Source organism: Paenibacillus sp. KN14-4R (assembly GCF_052180255.1).
Lineage (GTDB): Bacteria > Bacillota > Bacilli > Paenibacillales > NBRC-103111 > Paenibacillus_AM.
Window position 1 is genome coordinate 1,600,732 of sequence record NZ_CP197466.1, and the last position, 14,864, is coordinate 1,615,595.

Consider the following 14,864-nt stretch of genomic DNA (forward strand, 5'->3'; position numbering starts at 1 on the left):
ATTTTTTTTATTATTTGAGAGAATCTTTCTTCTTACATTCGCTAACAAAAGAAAAAGCGTAAAACCCTTGTAACGGATTTTACGCTTTTCATATTAGTTGATGCAAGCCTAAGCATGCTGCTGAGCAGACTTCCATGTGATGTATGCACTCATGAGGCGAATCGCCTGTTCAATCGCGCGTTCGTCGGGTTCAAGCTTAGAATGATGCAATCCATAAGACGTATCCACACCTAGCCAGAACATGAACCCAGGGATCTCATCAAGGAAATAGCCATAGTCTTCACCAGTCATTGCTTCACGACAATGAATCACTTTCATCAAGTCGCTTTGGTCTACCCAGTCCATAAATTCGTTCGTTAGTTCTTCATTATTGTACACTTGACGGTAATTCGCGCCGTAATCAATCTCAGCCTGACAAGCGAAACCGACCTCAATGCCTTGAACTAAAGCTTCAATTCTAGATTTAACGAGAACCATCGTTTCCGCTGATAACGTACGAATCGTACCCTCGAGTCTTGCCTTTTCAGCAATAATGTTCTGCTTTGTACCGCCTTCAATTTTACCAACTGTTATTACAGCAGAGTTTAAAGGATCGATATTACGCGAGATTACGGTCTGCAATTGCGTAAGCAATTGAGCGGCAGCGACGACCATGTCATTGGCTTGATGCGGATAGGCGGCATGGCCACCTTTTCCTTTAAGATCGATAAATAACTCTGATGTATTCGCAAACAAAATGCCTGGTCTTGTTGCAATCGTACCTACCGGATATTCAGGAGCGACATGGAGCGCAAAAATTTGATCGGGCTTCCATGCACGCAACTGCGCGCTGTTTAGCATTGGCTGCGCACCGCCTGGACCTTCTTCAGCAGGTTGGAAAATGATAACAAGATCATCATTAATCTCATTTTGAACAAAATGAGTAAGGATACCTAAACCAATTGTCATGTGTAGGTCATGTCCGCATGCGTGCATGTACCCCTCGTGTGTAGATTGAAACGTATAAGATGTCTCTTCCTTAATCGGTAGGCCGTCCATATCTGCACGATATCCGTACGTGAGCTTCGGGTTTTTTCCATGAATTTTGACCAGAATACCTGTCTCCCAAGTTTGAATCTCTAAACGTTCTTGAGGAAGTTTAGCGATATAGTCAAGGAGAAAGCGTTGAGTCTTGAATTCTTTAAAACCCGGCTCCGGAATTTGGTGCAGTTGTCTGCGAATGGCTGTGTAAGGACTCACTTCGATTTCCATACCCTGAACCTCCTTCAGATTTAAAGCTGGCGGAGTTCTTGTAAAATCTCAGTTTTGGATTTTGTCTTCGCATCAACTGTTTTGATGATCTTAGCAGGGGCACCAGCTACTACTGCATTCTCAGGAACGTCAGCAACAACAATTGCACCAGCTGCAACTACAGCACCTTGTCCAATTCGTACACCTTCAAGAACGACAGCGTTTGCTCCGATTAGTACGTTATCTTCAATGACAACAGGTTGTGCAGAAGGTGGCTCAATTACACCCGCTAGAACGGAACCTGCACCAATGTGACACATGTTACCTACTTGAACACGACCGCCGATTGTAACATTCATGTCAATCATTGTGCCAGCACCGATGCTTGCGCCAATATTAATTGCAGCACCCATCATGATAACTGCATTATCACCGATAGATACTTTATCACGAATAACTGCACCTGGCTCGATACGAGCGTTGATTGCTTTCATATCTAATAAAGGAATTGCAGAGTTCCGACGATCGGATTCAATTTCGTAATTTTCTTCTTTTGCATGGTTAGCTTCAAATACAGGCTGGATATCAGACCACTCACCAAAAATTACACCACTGTCACCTGAAATAAACGCCTTTACATGAGCACCATAATCAAGGCTTGTAAGATCACCTTTAATGTAGACTTTTACTGGTGTTTTCTTCTTGCTATCTTTGATAAAATTAATAATTTCCATTGTGTTCATTTCACTCATAAATATCATCTCCGTTCAATTTATTAGAAATTTGGGACTAACTTGATTATGCATGATTACATCTTTATAGCACAAATGGTTTTTTCAATCAATGGATATTGACTTTTTATGTCGAAAGTGCGATAATTTCCGTAATCGAAAAGTACCTTTAAAAACAGTCCAGAGAGGCTGGCAAGGTAAACGCTACAGTATTTAGGGTCGGTTTGTATATACAAGCCGTGTGTCTATGTCTACCCAGATGTATATTTGGGGAGGACATGGTCCGAATCGACCTGTCTAGAGTGGAGCTCCTTGCCTATGTGGTAAGGAGCTTTTTCTATGTAGTCAAACATTGCTGTGAGAATTCTAGGAGGTGCTCATAATGAGTGAAAAAACGCATTTACTGATGGATCAAATGGGGATTCGTCGAGCGTTAACCCGCATTGCACATGAGATTTTGGAGAAAAACAAAGGGGTAGACGATTGTATCCTCATCGGCATTCGAACGCGTGGCATCTATTTAGCGCAGCGAGTCGCAGCTTTGATCGAAGAGATTGAGGGTGTTGCGCTTCCAGTAGGCGAAATTGACATTACATCCTACCGGGATGATCGAGTCCAAGTAAAGTCTGTTGAAGAAATCTCCAATGGATTAAACCTTCCGATTAAAGACAAGAAGGTCATCCTGTTCGATGATGTGCTTTTCACAGGCCGAACAGTGCGTGCAGCAATGGATGCACTTATTGATCTGGGCAGACCTGGAATGATCCAACTCGCAGTTCTTATTGACCGCGGTCATCGGGAGCTACCAATTAGACCTGATTATGTTGGGAAGAACGTCCCTTCTTCTAAGCTTGAGACAATTGAAGTGCTGCTTAGTGAATGTGACGATGAAGATGGCGTTATGATTCAAAACTAAGGGGGAAATAAGATGAGCACGGTACAGACGATGATGGGAAAGAGCCTATTAGGCCTTAAAGACATGAGTGCAAGCGAACTAATGAGTATATTGGATCGTGCTGCTTATTGGGAAAACAACCCTACAAAAATCTCTAATGTAATGAATGGAAGATTCATTGCAAATCTATTCTTCGAAAATTCAACAAGAACAAGAACTTCGTTCGAGATTGCTGAAAAAAGATTAGGCGCAGAAGTGATCAACTTCTCTTCAGCAGAATCTTCTGTGCAAAAAGGGGAGTCCATCTACGATACAGTTCGCACCCTCGAATCCATGGGGATGGAAGTTGGCGTTATTCGTATGAAGCCGATTGGACTGCTTGCTGAACTTGCAGGTCGTATTAAAGCGCCGCTTGTCAATGCGGGTGATGGTAATAACGAACATCCGACACAAGCTCTGCTTGATTTATATACAATGCGCAATCATTTTGGCAGTATAAAAGGTTTAACAGTAGCCATTATTGGAGACATTCTTCACAGCCGCGTTGCACGTTCCAATTTATGGGCACTTCGTGAAATGGGTGCCAAAGTTGTTTTCTGCGGTCCAACTAATATGCAAGCTCCTGAACTGGCTGAATTCGCATCATACGTAACAATGGAAGAAGCACTTAAAGCAGATGTAGTCATGATGCTTCGTGTACAACTTGAACGACATGCTCATGGCGAGTTTCGTTCTCCAGATGAATATCGCGCACAATTCGGTTTAACGATGGAGCGAGCTGCTAAGATGGCTTCACATGCAATCATTATGCATCCAGCACCAGTTAATCGTAATGTGGAGATAGATGATGAACTAGTGGAGCATCCTAAATCTAAAATTTTCACTCAGATGAGCAATGGTGTGCCAATTCGAATGGCGGTAATAGAGCGAGCTTTGGGGTAGACATTTGATTGAGAAAAAGGTATGTTATTATTAATAATTATTTATATTTATGCATATTTATACGAACATAACGGAGGTCAAAATGGGTATTTGGATTTTAAACGGAATGATGGTCGATGGACAGAATACACAGCAGAAGAAACACATTCTTGTAAATAACGGTATCATTGAGACAATCCTTCCTGGTGATCAAGAAACGCCAACTACGACAGGTCACGAAGTAATCGATGCAGCAGGTAAGCTTGTATCTCCTGGATTCATAGATATGCATGTCCATTTACGTGAACCAGGTTTTGAACATAAAGAAACAATTGCAACAGGAACTCGCTCAGCAGCGCGCGGCGGTTATACAGCAATCGCGTGTATGCCGAACACAAGACCAGTTATTGATACGCCAGAGACAGTGAAGCTTGTACTCGATAAAGCAGCAAATGAAGGCTGTGGCGTGCATGTACTTCCTTATGGATCCATTACGAAAAATGAGCTAGGTCGTGAATTAACAGACTTCGATGCTTTGAAAGAAGCAGGCGTCGTCGGGTTTACGGATGATGGTGTTGGGGTACAAAATGCGCAGATGATGAAGAACGCGATGTACAAAGCACAATCCCTTGGCATGCCAGTTATCGCTCACTGCGAAGATGATTCCTTAGTGGAGGGTGCTCCAGTTACTGAGGGTGCTTTTGCCAAGAAACATGGTTTTAAAGGCATTCCGAATGAATCCGAAGCGATCCACGTTGGACGTGACATCTTGTTATCTGAAGCTACAGGTGTTCACTACCATGTGTGCCACGTTTCAACTGAACAATCTGTTCGCTTGATTCGTCAAGGTAAAGCAGTTGGCGTAAAAGTGACTGCTGAAGTGTGCCCGCACCACTTGCTTTTATCGGATGAAGATATCCCAGAACTAGATGCAAATTGGAAAATGAACCCTCCGCTTCGTACGCCTCATGATGTGGAAAAAATGATCGAAGCCATTGAAGATGGCACCATTGATATCATCGTCACAGATCATGCTCCTCATAGCGCAGAAGAAAAAGCACGCGGCATGATGGCAGCACCTTTCGGTATCGTGGGCTTAGAGACAGCATTCCCACTGCTTTACACGAAATTCGTAGCAACGGGACGCTGGTCACTTGCATTCTTAATTGACAAAATGGCTGTAAAGCCTGCGGAAGTATTCGGCTTGCCATGGGGTGTAATTGAAGAAGGTCGTCCAGCAGACCTGACAATTATTGATTTGGAAACAGAAAAAGCTGTGGATCCAACAGAATTTTTAAGTAAGAGCCAGAACACACCGTTTGGTGGCTGGAAGTTAAAGGGATGGCCCGTTGCAACAATGGTTAGCGGAAAAGTAGTTTGGTCGCAATAGCACAGACTTTTATATAGATGGAGAAGGGGTTGAACAGGATGCAGGCAAAATTATTGCTTGAAGATGGAACGCTATTCGTAGGTAAAGCGTTCGGAGCGGAAACAGACTCCGTAGGTGAAGTTGTATTCAATACAGGAATTACAGGTTATCAAGAGGTATTATCTGACCCTTCATATTGTGGGCAGATCGTCACCATGACATATCCTTTGATCGGAAATTATGGGATTACACGTGATGACTTTGAATCGGTACGTCCTTTTATTCATGGTTTTGTCGTCCGTCGTCATGAAGAAGCACCAAGTAACTGGAGAGCGCAATTAACGCTGGACCACTTGCTTAAGGAATATGATATTCCAGGTATTTCAGAGATTGATACACGAATGTTAACTCGCAAAATTCGTCAGCACGGCGTAATGAAGGGCTTAATCACAACATCGGATAAATCAGCAGCAGAACTTCTTGAAATGTTGAATAAAGAGCCATTAATGCGTGATCAAGTTGCTCGAGTTTCGACTAGCAACGTATTCAGTGCACCAGGCAATAAAGAGAGAATCGTACTTGTTGATTTCGGAGCAAAAAGCGGAATCGTACGTGATTTATCCAAGCGTGGTTGTGATGTTGTAGTCGTTCCACAAGATGCAACAGCAGATCAAATTCGCAGATTAAACCCGGATGGCGTTCTTCTATCGAACGGCCCTGGGGACCCGAAAGACGTTCCTCATGCAGTGACAATGATTCAGGAACTATTAGGCGAACTTCCGATCTTCGGAATTTGCTTGGGTCACCAACTCTTTGCTCTAGCTTGTGGAGCAGATACAGAGAAATTGAAATTCGGACATCGTGGAGGCAATCACCCTGTTAAAGAACTTAAATCAGGACGTTGCTTCATTACTTCACAAAATCATGGCTATACCGTTAATAAGGAATCTGTGGCTGGAACGAGCCTAGAAGTGACTCATATTAATAATAATGATCGTACAATCGAAGGGTTGCAGCACCGTATCCACCCTGCATTTTCGGTTCAGTACCACCCAGAAGCAGCTCCAGGACCATTCGACTCATCCTACTTGTTCGATGATTTCATCGAGATGATTCGTCAGTTTAAATTGGATCACCCGCAAGCCCCGCGTCAAGCGCAAATGCTAGCATCTTGGCAGCAAATAAGTCAGAAAAACGCGCCTGCAGCGAAAGGAGAACTTCACTATGCCCAAAAATAATGAACTCAAAAAAATTCTAGTGATTGGCTCCGGCCCAATCGTAATCGGTCAAGCAGCAGAATTCGATTATGCTGGAACACAAGCATGTCAAGCGTTAAAAGAAGAGGGTATGGAAGTTATCCTCATCAACTCTAACCCGGCAACGATTATGACAGATACGAATATGGCAGATAAGGTTTACATCGAGCCAATTACGTTAGAGTTCGTTACACAAATTATTCGTCAAGAGCGTCCAGATGGTTTGCTGCCTACACTAGGTGGTCAAACAGGACTGAATATGGCTGTAGAACTTGCTCGTGCGGGAGTTCTTGAGCAAGAGAACGTGAAATTACTCGGTACACAATTAACAGCAATTGAAAAAGCAGAAGATCGTGATCTATTCCGTGACTTGATGCGTGAATTGGAGCAACCGGTACCTGAGAGCGTAATCGTAACAACAGTCGCAGAAGCAGTTGATTTCGGTAAAGAAATTGGTTATCCCATTATCGTTCGCCCTGCTTATACATTAGGGGGTACAGGTGGCGGAATTTGTGCCACAGAAGAAGAATTGATCGAGACAGTTGCCTCAGGTATTCGCTACTCTCCAATTGGCCAGTGCTTAGTTGAGAAAAGTATCGCGGGTATGAAAGAAGTGGAGTACGAGGTCATGCGTGATGCGAACGATAACTGTATCGTCGTATGTAACATGGAGAACTTTGACCCAGTTGGTGTACATACAGGTGATTCCATCGTTGTCGCACCAAGCCAGACGTTATCTGACCGTGAATACCAAATGCTACGTTCTGCCTCTTTGAAAATTATTCGCGCACTTAATATTGAAGGCGGATGTAACGTACAATATGCGCTTGATCCGCACTCATTCCAATACTATGTGATTGAAGTAAATCCACGTGTTAGCCGTTCATCTGCGCTTGCATCTAAGGCTACGGGTTATCCGATTGCGAAGATGGCAGCTAAGATCGCAATTGGTTACACACTTGATGAGATCATCAACCCAGTAACTGGACAAACTTATGCTTGCTTCGAGCCTACACTGGATTACATTGTATCCAAAATCCCGCGTTGGCCATTCGATAAATTTACAGCAGCGAACCGTAAGTTAGGTACGCAAATGAAAGCGACTGGCGAGGTAATGGCGATCGGTCGTACATTCGAAGAATCGATTCACAAAGCGATTCGCTCCCTTGAGATCGGTGTTCACCGTTTATGGCTGAAAGAAACAGATTTACTTGATAAAGAGACATTAGAATTGCGTCTTAACAAACCAGACGACGAGCGATTGTTCTTACTGGCTGAAGCTCTTCGCCGTGGCTATACAATTGAACAATTACATGAACTTACTCAAATTGACTGGTGGTTCCTACACAAATTAGAGCGTATGATTCGTTTTGAAGAGCAACTAGTAGGTTCTGAGCTTTCAGAAGAATTGTTGTTAGAAACAAAGCGCATGGGCTTCACAGATCGCGCAATTGCTGAAATTCGTACAAATGCAGGATGTACAACATTGACGAAGGAAGATGATGTTCGTGCATACCGATTGAGCGTAAATATCAAGCCAGTTTACAAAATGGTTGATACCTGCGCTGCTGAATTCGAAGCAACGACTCCATACTACTACTCGACTTATGAGCAGGAAGATGAAGTGCTTGAAACAGAGAAGCAAAAAGTTATTGTTCTTGGTTCCGGTCCAATTCGTATTGGTCAAGGTATCGAGTTTGATTACTCAACCGTTCATGCGGTATGGGCAATCCAAGCTGCAGGATATGAAGCGGTAATCATTAATAACAATCCTGAGACGGTATCCACGGACTTTAGCACATCAGATCGCCTATATTTTGAGCCTTTATTCTTCGAGGATGTGATGAACATCATCGAGCGTGAGAAACCAATTGGTGTAATTGTTCAATTTGGTGGTCAAACGGCAATTAACTTGGCAGCCCCACTTGCTAAAGCGGGTGTGAAAATCCTTGGTTCTGATCTTGAAAGTATTGATGAAGCCGAAGATCGTAAGAAATTCGAAGCTTTACTTACTAGACTAGAAATTGCTCAACCAGCAGGCGAAACCGTAACTTCTGTTAATGAAGCTGTAGGTGTTGCTTCCAAGCTTGGCTATCCAGTCCTTGTTCGTCCTTCTTATGTACTTGGTGGTCGTGCAATGGAAATCGTATATTCGGATGAAGATCTACTTAGCTATATGGAATATGCGGTTAAGATAAATCCGGAGCATCCTGTTCTAATCGACCGTTACATGCTAGGTAAAGAAGTAGAAGTAGATGCGATTTGCGATAAGGAAACGGTGCTTATTCCAGGAATTATGGAGCATGTAGAACGTGCGGGTGTTCACTCCGGTGACTCGATCGCGGTGTATCCTCCACAAACTTTGTCTGAGGAACTTAAACAAAAAGTTATTGATATTACAATCAAAATTTCACGTGAACTTCGCGTGGTTGGACTAGTGAACATCCAATTCGTAATCTTCAAAGATGAGGTATATGTAATTGAGGTTAACCCTCGCTCATCCAGAACAGTTCCATTCTTGTCTAAAGTGACGAATATTCCGATGGCAAACGTGGCAACACGCGCTATCATGGGTCAAAAGCTTGCAGAAATGGGCTATGAGACAGGTCTTTGGAAAGAAGACAGCATGGTTTCTGTAAAGGTTCCTGTATTCTCATTTGCGAAGTTACGCCGTGTAGATACGACACTTGGACCTGAGATGAAATCAACAGGCGAAGTAATGGGTCGTGACGTTAACTTTGCTAAAGCATTATATAAAGGTCTAATCGGTGCAGGAATGAAAATTCCAGCAGCAGGAACGATTATTGCTACAGTTGCGGATAAAGATAAAGAAGAAGCAATCGAAATCTTCCGTGGTTTCGCAAGAATCGGATATAAAATCATGGCAACGGGTGGCACAGCTAAAGTATTACAAGATGCTGGTCTGAGCGTTACAATTGTCAATAAATTGAGCGATGGAACACCGAATATCTTAGATATGATTCGCGGTGGAGAAGCACAGTTCGTTGTGAACACATTGACCAAAGGTAAAACTCCAGCGCGTGATGGTTTCCGTATTCGACGTGAAGCTGCAGAGAACGGTGTTGTATGTATGACATCACTTGATACCGTACGTGCGCTGCAAAACATGCTTGAAGCGATTAACTTCTCTTCACGTGCAATGCCAGCACACTCATAAAAATCATAGGAGCGGGGGCATGATTGTGTCGGTAGATGCAATCAGGTACCCCGCTCACTTATGGATATTGAAGGGGGAATATACAAGATGATGACTACAAAGGATGTTGCAGGACGGATAATGGTTGCTTTGGATTATGCAACTGCAGACGCAGCAGAGAAGTTAATTGCTGAACTAAAAGGAATCCCGTGTTATATGAAAGTCGGGATGCAGCTTTTTTATGCAGCTGGTCCAAGCTTCATTGCAAAGTTAAAAGATCAGGGTTATCACGTATTTCTTGATGTGAAAATGCATGATATCCCAAACACGGTTAAAGGCGGATCTGAGAGTGTGAGTCGTCTTGGTGTGGATATGTTTAATGTGCATGCTGCTGGCGGTAGAGCGATGATGGAAAGTGCCCTTGAGGGTGTAGATAAAGCAATTACGGGGATGGGCAGCACAACGCGTCCAATAGTAATCGGTGTAACGCAATTAACTTCTACAAGTGTAGAGGTGTTAAATAGAGAAATTGGTATTGAAGGTTCTGTTGAAGAATGTGTGATTCGTTATGCTGAACTTACAAAGGCTGCAGGACTAGACGGTGTTGTAGCATCTCCTCTTGAAGTTCCTGCGATTAAAGCAGCTTGCGGTAAAACATTTATTACGGTTACCCCTGGTATTCGTCCAGCAGGTTCTGCGATAGGCGACCAATCGCGTGTGATGACACCTGCGGAAGCTTTTGCTCAAGGTACAGATTATGTCGTAATTGGAAGACCGATTACAGCGGCACCTAGCCCAAGAGAAGCAATCGAGTCCATTATTGATTCTGTGGTTGCACAATCTTAATCTAGTTTCATAATAATCCAAAGGAGGTCATTTACGAATGACACAAATGAATGAGATAAATGAACTTGATCAAATCGCAAGAGGTATTGCTGCAGCTTTACTTGAAATTGAAGCGGTAGCACTTCGTCCTCAGGAGCCATTCACATGGACTTCTGGTATTAAATCTCCAATTTATTGCGATAATCGTTTAACGATGTCTTATCCAGAAATTCGTGATCTAATTGCCTCTGGGTTTGCGACATTGATCGAACAAAAATATCCAGACGCAGAAGTAGTTGCTGGAACAGCTACTGCCGGTATTCCGCATGCGGCATGGGTTGCACAAAAATTAGGTTTGCCAATGATCTATATTCGCGACAAAGCAAAAGGTCACGGTAAACAAAATCAAATCGAAGGTGCACTCAAGCCAGGTCAAAAAGTTATTGTCATCGAAGACTTGATCTCAACAGGCGGTTCCTCCATTAAGGCTGCACAAGCTGTGAATGAAGCAGGAGGACAAGCTCTTGGTGTTGCTGCGATCTTCACGTACCAATTGGAAAAAGCAGTTCAAGGCTTCGCTGATGCAGGAATCGCGCTTGATACTCTATCCAACTATTCAATCTTATTGGAAGAAGCAGTCGAGCTTGGGAAAATTAGCTCAGAAGATCTTGCGCAGCTACAATCGTGGAGACAAGATCCAGCTTCTTACGGTGTGTAAGGAAGTTGATTATCTGAATAAAAAACAGGCTTCCCATGCACGGGGAGCCTGTTTCTTTAGGAGAAATAGAATTTATAACATCTCATCATAATTTCTATTCGGATGGTTGTTCTTCGAATTGCTTAGATGGTAAAAGATTTTGCTGCTTCCAGTAACGAATTGAAGCTTCGATGGCGGAGGAGATGACCATTGCAAAGAACAACCACTCAATGTTGAGAAGTTGATAACCTAGAATAACTAAGATAACAAAGAAACAAGAAACTAACGCAATTTTTTGGATCGGAGCTACTGGCAGTTTACCAATTAAGTGAGGCACACCAATAACCATGATAATGAAAATTAATGCTGTAATAATCTGCATAACCACGTACGACTCCTCCTTTCTGTCGTGAAAGCGTATCATATTTAGGGATAATTATCCATTCATTTTTGATACATTCTCTAAATAATAACATACAGTCTCTAATCCTTTGGCAAAGTTGCCAAGATCAAAGTGTTCATTCGGAGCATGTAGGTTCTCATCCGGTAATCCAAAGCCCATTAGGACAACTGAAGCATGAAGTAAGCGTGAGAATGACTCTACGATTGGAATCGATCCACCACCACGTACAAAAATAGCAGGTTTGCCATATGCTTTCTCGTACGCATCAGAAGCTGAACGCACAGCAGGGTGATCAATTGGTGTCATATAAGGATTGCCACGTAAGACTTTCTTTACACGTACTGTAACGCCACTTGGGCAATGATTCTGTACATGACGCTCAACTTTATCCAGAATGTCATCAGGTAATTGTGGTGGTACAAGACGACATGCGATTTTTGCAGATGCCTGGCACGGGACGATAGGTTTGATACCTTCGCCTTGGAAGCCACCGGTAACTGATGTAATTTCAAGTGTTGGTCTTGCTGTTGTACGCTCAACAAAAGAATATCCCTCTTCACCATAAAGGGCAGATAATCCTAGACTTTCGCGAACTTGATTTTCATCGACAGGCTGCATGCTGAAATTTAATCGTTCTTCTTCGCTAAAAGGCAGAATTCCCTCATAGAATCCCTCAACTGCAACACTGCCATCAGCAGCGTGCAAGGAGCTGAGAATTTCAGATAATGCATGAATCGCATTCGGTACACCACCGCCAAATAAACCGGAGTGAAGATCGCCATTGGCGCCTTGTACGTATATTTCTAACCCAGCCACTCCGCGAAGACCATATTCAATGGATGGCTGACCAGCAGTGATCATAGGTCCATCTGAGATTAGTACAATATCACAACTAAGCTTCTCTTTATTAGAGTCAAGGAATGGAGGTAAATGGGGAGAAGTAATTTCTTCCTCACCCTCGATACAGAATTTGATGTTCACTGGTAGCTTTCCATATGTATGTAACCAAGCTTCAACCGCTTTGACATGGATAAATAACTGTCCCTTGTCGTCTGTTGCACCACGTGCATAGATTTTTCCATCGCGTACTTCAGGCTCAAATGGCTGTGAGTTCCATAGTTCTAAAGGTTCTGCTGGTTGTACATCATAATGTCCATATACAAGAATGGTTGGCTTTCCTTCAGCATGCATCCAGTCCGCATAAACAATGGGGTGACCAGCCGTTTCAACAATTTCCACATTCTCCATGCCTGCCGCGCGTAATGAATCAGCAGTCCACTTGGCACACTCAAGCATATCTGACTTATGTGTAGTTAGGGCACTTACACTTGGAATACGTAAATATTGTTTGAGTTCTTCGAGATAACGTGACTCGTTCTCTTTAAAGTAAGATAAAATAGTAGCATCCATTTTTTCAATCTCCTTTAATCTTTCAAAATAAGCTATTCATCGACATTATACCGAACTTTGTAATATTCAACAATTTGTCAACCCGTATTTATTATGGCACTTGTTTCTTTATTTTGATGCAATTCTGGTTACACTACAGGTAATAAAGATCAAGTAACGGAGTGATTGAGAATGAATTGGGTGTACTGGGCAAAGCTGTACGATAGTAAATTCCAAGCTGGATGTTTAGCGAAGCGTATGGAGGAAGACTGGTGGATCTATGGTTATGAATGCCCAAGAGATGTACAAGTTTTTAAATCCAGAAAGGGCAGATTTGGGGTGCGTTACAGCAATTAAGGTTTCTTTAAAAATATGACTTGACTCAGACAATGGATATCTGTTATATTATTACTTGTCGCTAAGTTAGCGGTAACGTCGCGGGGTGGAGCAGCTCGGTAGCTCGTCGGGCTCATAACCCGAAGGCCGCAGGTTCAAATCCTGCCCCCGCAACCAAATATTTTATATGCTTTATCCAAAGCCTATTATTGAGGGCCTATAGCTCAGTTGGTTAGAGCGGTCGGCTCATAACCGATTGGTCGGGGGTTCGAGTCCCTCTGGGCCCACCAAAGAAACCTTAAGGTTTCGAGGAACTTATTTTCATTACATAGGTTAATCTATGAATCTAGTATCATTTAAAAATAATGCTTGATTTAATAAAGATTTCGCGATATAATAGTGTTCGTTAATCTTTACTAACTAGATTCAACTTAAGCCGGGGTGGCGGAACTGGCAGACGCACAGGACTTAAAATCCTGCGGTAGGTGACTACCGTACCGGTTCGATTCCGGTCCTCGGCATACCGTACTAAAACCGCGTAGTATCAAGGGTTTTCGGCGTTTTACCCTCGGTCATAATCGTGGCGAATAACGTAAAATGAACGCTAGGTCCTGTGCGGTTGCAAAAAGGTAGATTTGCGCTACACAGGATTTTTTAATAACGTATCTCACCGTTCGAAATTGAATCGGGGAGGTACGTTATTTTGGTTAGAGTACGAAAAGTAATCGAAGATGAACGCGTGACGTGGGCGGATGCGCTTGACGGGTTTCTAACTTGGAAGACCGCGGAAGGAATCAGCGAACAGACGTACGAGGACTACGATAAATGCGTGCGGTTATTTATCCGCAGGTTTCCCAACGCGTGGGATTCTGTCGAGTGTCTTTCGGAATCGCTCCTTGCGCATTTGTCGGACGAGATTAAGCCGGCGACGTTTAATAATCGGTTGGTCTATTTGCGCACGTTCCTTAATTGGTGCGTAGAGAAGCGGATCATCGAAAGTAATCCGATAAAGAACATTAAGAAGCGGAAGGACGAAGGGCGCGTCGTCAACTTGGACATTAGCGTAATACAACAGTTACTCGCACTGCCCAATCAAAAGACTTTTGTAGGCTTACGGGATTATACGCTCATCCTAATGACGCTCGATAACGGAATTCGTCCGAAGGAGGCGATGTCTCTCTTACCGATGGATTTCAGTCTGGCCGCATCTGAGGTTAGAATTCCGGCATCGAAGGCAAAAACGCGCGTGTCACGGACGCTTCCACTTTCAGAACCGACGGTGAAAAGTCTTAAGCGCCTACTTGCGGCTAGACCACCGGAATGGGGCAGCGATGTTCCGATATTCTGCTCGTATGAGGGGAATCAAATGACTCGACATACGTGGGGCGACCGTATGGAGATATATTGTAAGCAGTTAGGCACACGGTTACGGCCGTACGATTTGCGGCACGTTTTTTCGTTGCAGTTTATCAGAAATGGTGCGAACGCGTTTACGTTGCAGAAAGCGCTAGGACACTCAAATCTCGCGATGACACAGCGGTATGTGGCGTTGATCGAAAGTGATATAAAGGAAGAGCATGCGAAGGCAACGCCGTTATTAACGTTGCTTCCGGAAAAGAAGAGAATAAAAAACTTGGACAAATAGTATAACGCCA

The 14,864-nt window shown here is 43.3% G+C and carries 13 protein-coding genes and 3 tRNA genes; 12 read left to right on the forward strand and 4 right to left on the reverse strand.

Features of this window, described 5'->3' with window-relative positions; genetic code table 11:
• Positions 1 to 108 precede the first annotated feature (108 nt).
• Both ACSBOP_RS07470 and dapD read right to left on the reverse strand, forming a co-directional pair.
• The gene (locus tag ACSBOP_RS07470; RefSeq protein WP_442603793.1) at positions 109 to 1,251 is read right to left on the reverse strand and encodes an N-acetyldiaminopimelate deacetylase; all 1,143 of its coding nucleotides are present in this window, start codon (positions 1,249 to 1,251) and stop codon (positions 109 to 111) included.
• Between the two features lie 20 nt (positions 1,252 to 1,271).
• Entirely contained in the window at positions 1,272 to 1,982 is a 711-nt protein-coding gene (gene dapD / locus ACSBOP_RS07475) for a 2,3,4,5-tetrahydropyridine-2,6-dicarboxylate N-acetyltransferase (RefSeq protein WP_442603794.1), read from the reverse strand.
• Between the two features lie 361 nt (positions 1,983 to 2,343).
• Here dapD and pyrR point away from each other — a divergent pair, with 361 nt between their 5' ends.
• From pyrR to pyrE, 7 genes are all read left to right on the forward strand, one after another.
• Positions 2,344 to 2,877, forward strand: coding sequence for a bifunctional pyr operon transcriptional regulator/uracil phosphoribosyltransferase PyrR (gene pyrR / locus ACSBOP_RS07480; RefSeq protein WP_442603795.1), 534 nt, complete (start codon positions 2,344 to 2,346; stop codon positions 2,875 to 2,877).
• Between the two features lie 12 nt (positions 2,878 to 2,889).
• Entirely contained in the window at positions 2,890 to 3,798 is a 909-nt protein-coding gene (locus ACSBOP_RS07485) for an aspartate carbamoyltransferase catalytic subunit (RefSeq protein ID WP_442603796.1), read from the forward strand.
• Between the two features lie 82 nt (positions 3,799 to 3,880).
• The gene (locus tag ACSBOP_RS07490) at positions 3,881 to 5,167 is read left to right on the forward strand and encodes a dihydroorotase (RefSeq protein WP_442603797.1); all 1,287 of its coding nucleotides are present in this window, start codon (positions 3,881 to 3,883) and stop codon (positions 5,165 to 5,167) included.
• Between the two features lie 38 nt (positions 5,168 to 5,205).
• Positions 5,206 to 6,384, forward strand: coding sequence for a glutamine-hydrolyzing carbamoyl-phosphate synthase small subunit (gene carA / locus ACSBOP_RS07495; RefSeq protein ID WP_442603798.1), 1,179 nt, complete (start codon positions 5,206 to 5,208; stop codon positions 6,382 to 6,384).
• Positions 6,371 to 9,580: a carbamoyl-phosphate synthase large subunit gene (gene carB / locus ACSBOP_RS07500; RefSeq protein WP_442603799.1), complete on the forward strand. Its 3,210-nt coding sequence runs from the start codon at positions 6,371 to 6,373 to the stop codon at positions 9,578 to 9,580. Before carA ends, carB begins: the two co-directional genes overlap by 14 nt.
• Positions 9,581 to 9,667: 87 nt before the next feature.
• Positions 9,668 to 10,405 (forward strand): orotidine-5'-phosphate decarboxylase, encoded by a 738-nt coding sequence (gene pyrF / locus ACSBOP_RS07505; protein WP_442603800.1) that lies wholly within the window; start codon positions 9,668 to 9,670, stop codon positions 10,403 to 10,405.
• A 55-nt stretch (positions 10,406 to 10,460) separates the two neighbouring features.
• The gene (gene pyrE / locus ACSBOP_RS07510; protein ID WP_442604411.1) at positions 10,461 to 11,102 is read left to right on the forward strand and encodes an orotate phosphoribosyltransferase; all 642 of its coding nucleotides are present in this window, start codon (positions 10,461 to 10,463) and stop codon (positions 11,100 to 11,102) included.
• A 94-nt stretch (positions 11,103 to 11,196) separates the two neighbouring features.
• On the opposite strand, the gene ACSBOP_RS07515 is transcribed toward pyrE, so the two are convergent.
• Both ACSBOP_RS07515 and ACSBOP_RS07520 read right to left on the reverse strand, forming a co-directional pair.
• Positions 11,197 to 11,469 (reverse strand): hypothetical protein, encoded by a 273-nt coding sequence (locus ACSBOP_RS07515; RefSeq protein WP_442603801.1) that lies wholly within the window; start codon positions 11,467 to 11,469, stop codon positions 11,197 to 11,199.
• 48 nt (positions 11,470 to 11,517) lie between these two features.
• Positions 11,518 to 12,894, reverse strand: a complete 1,377-nt coding sequence (locus ACSBOP_RS07520) for a dipeptidase (RefSeq protein WP_442603802.1) — start codon at positions 12,892 to 12,894, stop codon at positions 11,518 to 11,520.
• 171 nt (positions 12,895 to 13,065) lie between these two features.
• Between ACSBOP_RS07520 and ACSBOP_RS07525 the strand changes: the two genes are divergently transcribed.
• The 5 genes from ACSBOP_RS07525 (at position 13,066) to ACSBOP_RS07545 (ending at position 14,854) form a co-directional block, all read left to right on the forward strand.
• Positions 13,066 to 13,230, forward strand: coding sequence for a hypothetical protein (locus ACSBOP_RS07525; RefSeq protein ID WP_442603803.1), 165 nt, complete (start codon positions 13,066 to 13,068; stop codon positions 13,228 to 13,230).
• A gap of 79 nt (positions 13,231 to 13,309) precedes the next feature.
• A tRNA-Met gene (locus tag ACSBOP_RS07530) sits at positions 13,310 to 13,386 on the forward strand.
• Between the two features lie 36 nt (positions 13,387 to 13,422).
• Positions 13,423 to 13,499 (forward strand) — tRNA-Ile (locus ACSBOP_RS07535).
• Between the two features lie 145 nt (positions 13,500 to 13,644).
• Positions 13,645 to 13,730: transfer RNA gene (locus tag ACSBOP_RS07540), tRNA-Leu, on the forward strand.
• Between the two features lie 182 nt (positions 13,731 to 13,912).
• The gene (locus ACSBOP_RS07545; RefSeq protein WP_442603804.1) at positions 13,913 to 14,854 is read left to right on the forward strand and encodes a tyrosine-type recombinase/integrase; all 942 of its coding nucleotides are present in this window, start codon (positions 13,913 to 13,915) and stop codon (positions 14,852 to 14,854) included.
• The last annotated feature ends 10 nt before the right edge of the window (positions 14,855 to 14,864 follow it).

Coding starts and splice junctions, on each gene's coding strand:
- ACSBOP_RS07520 (WP_442603802.1), bottom strand. CDS start 12,894: ATGGATGCTACTATTTTATCTTACTTTAAAGAGAACGAGTCACGTTAT.
- ACSBOP_RS07470 (WP_442603793.1), bottom strand. CDS start 1,251: ATGGAAATCGAAGTGAGTCCTTACACAGCCATTCGCAGACAACTGCAC.
- carA (WP_442603798.1), top strand. CDS start 5,206: ATGCAGGCAAAATTATTGCTTGAAGATGGAACGCTATTCGTAGGTAAA.
- pyrR (WP_442603795.1), top strand. CDS start 2,344: ATGAGTGAAAAAACGCATTTACTGATGGATCAAATGGGGATTCGTCGA.
- carB (WP_442603799.1), top strand. CDS start 6,371: ATGCCCAAAAATAATGAACTCAAAAAAATTCTAGTGATTGGCTCCGGC.
- dapD (WP_442603794.1), bottom strand. CDS start 1,982: ATGAGTGAAATGAACACAATGGAAATTATTAATTTTATCAAAGATAGC.
- ACSBOP_RS07485 (WP_442603796.1), top strand. CDS start 2,890: ATGAGCACGGTACAGACGATGATGGGAAAGAGCCTATTAGGCCTTAAA.
- pyrF (WP_442603800.1), top strand. CDS start 9,668: ATGATGACTACAAAGGATGTTGCAGGACGGATAATGGTTGCTTTGGAT.
- ACSBOP_RS07525 (WP_442603803.1), top strand. CDS start 13,066: ATGAATTGGGTGTACTGGGCAAAGCTGTACGATAGTAAATTCCAAGCT.
- ACSBOP_RS07490 (WP_442603797.1), top strand. CDS start 3,881: ATGGGTATTTGGATTTTAAACGGAATGATGGTCGATGGACAGAATACA.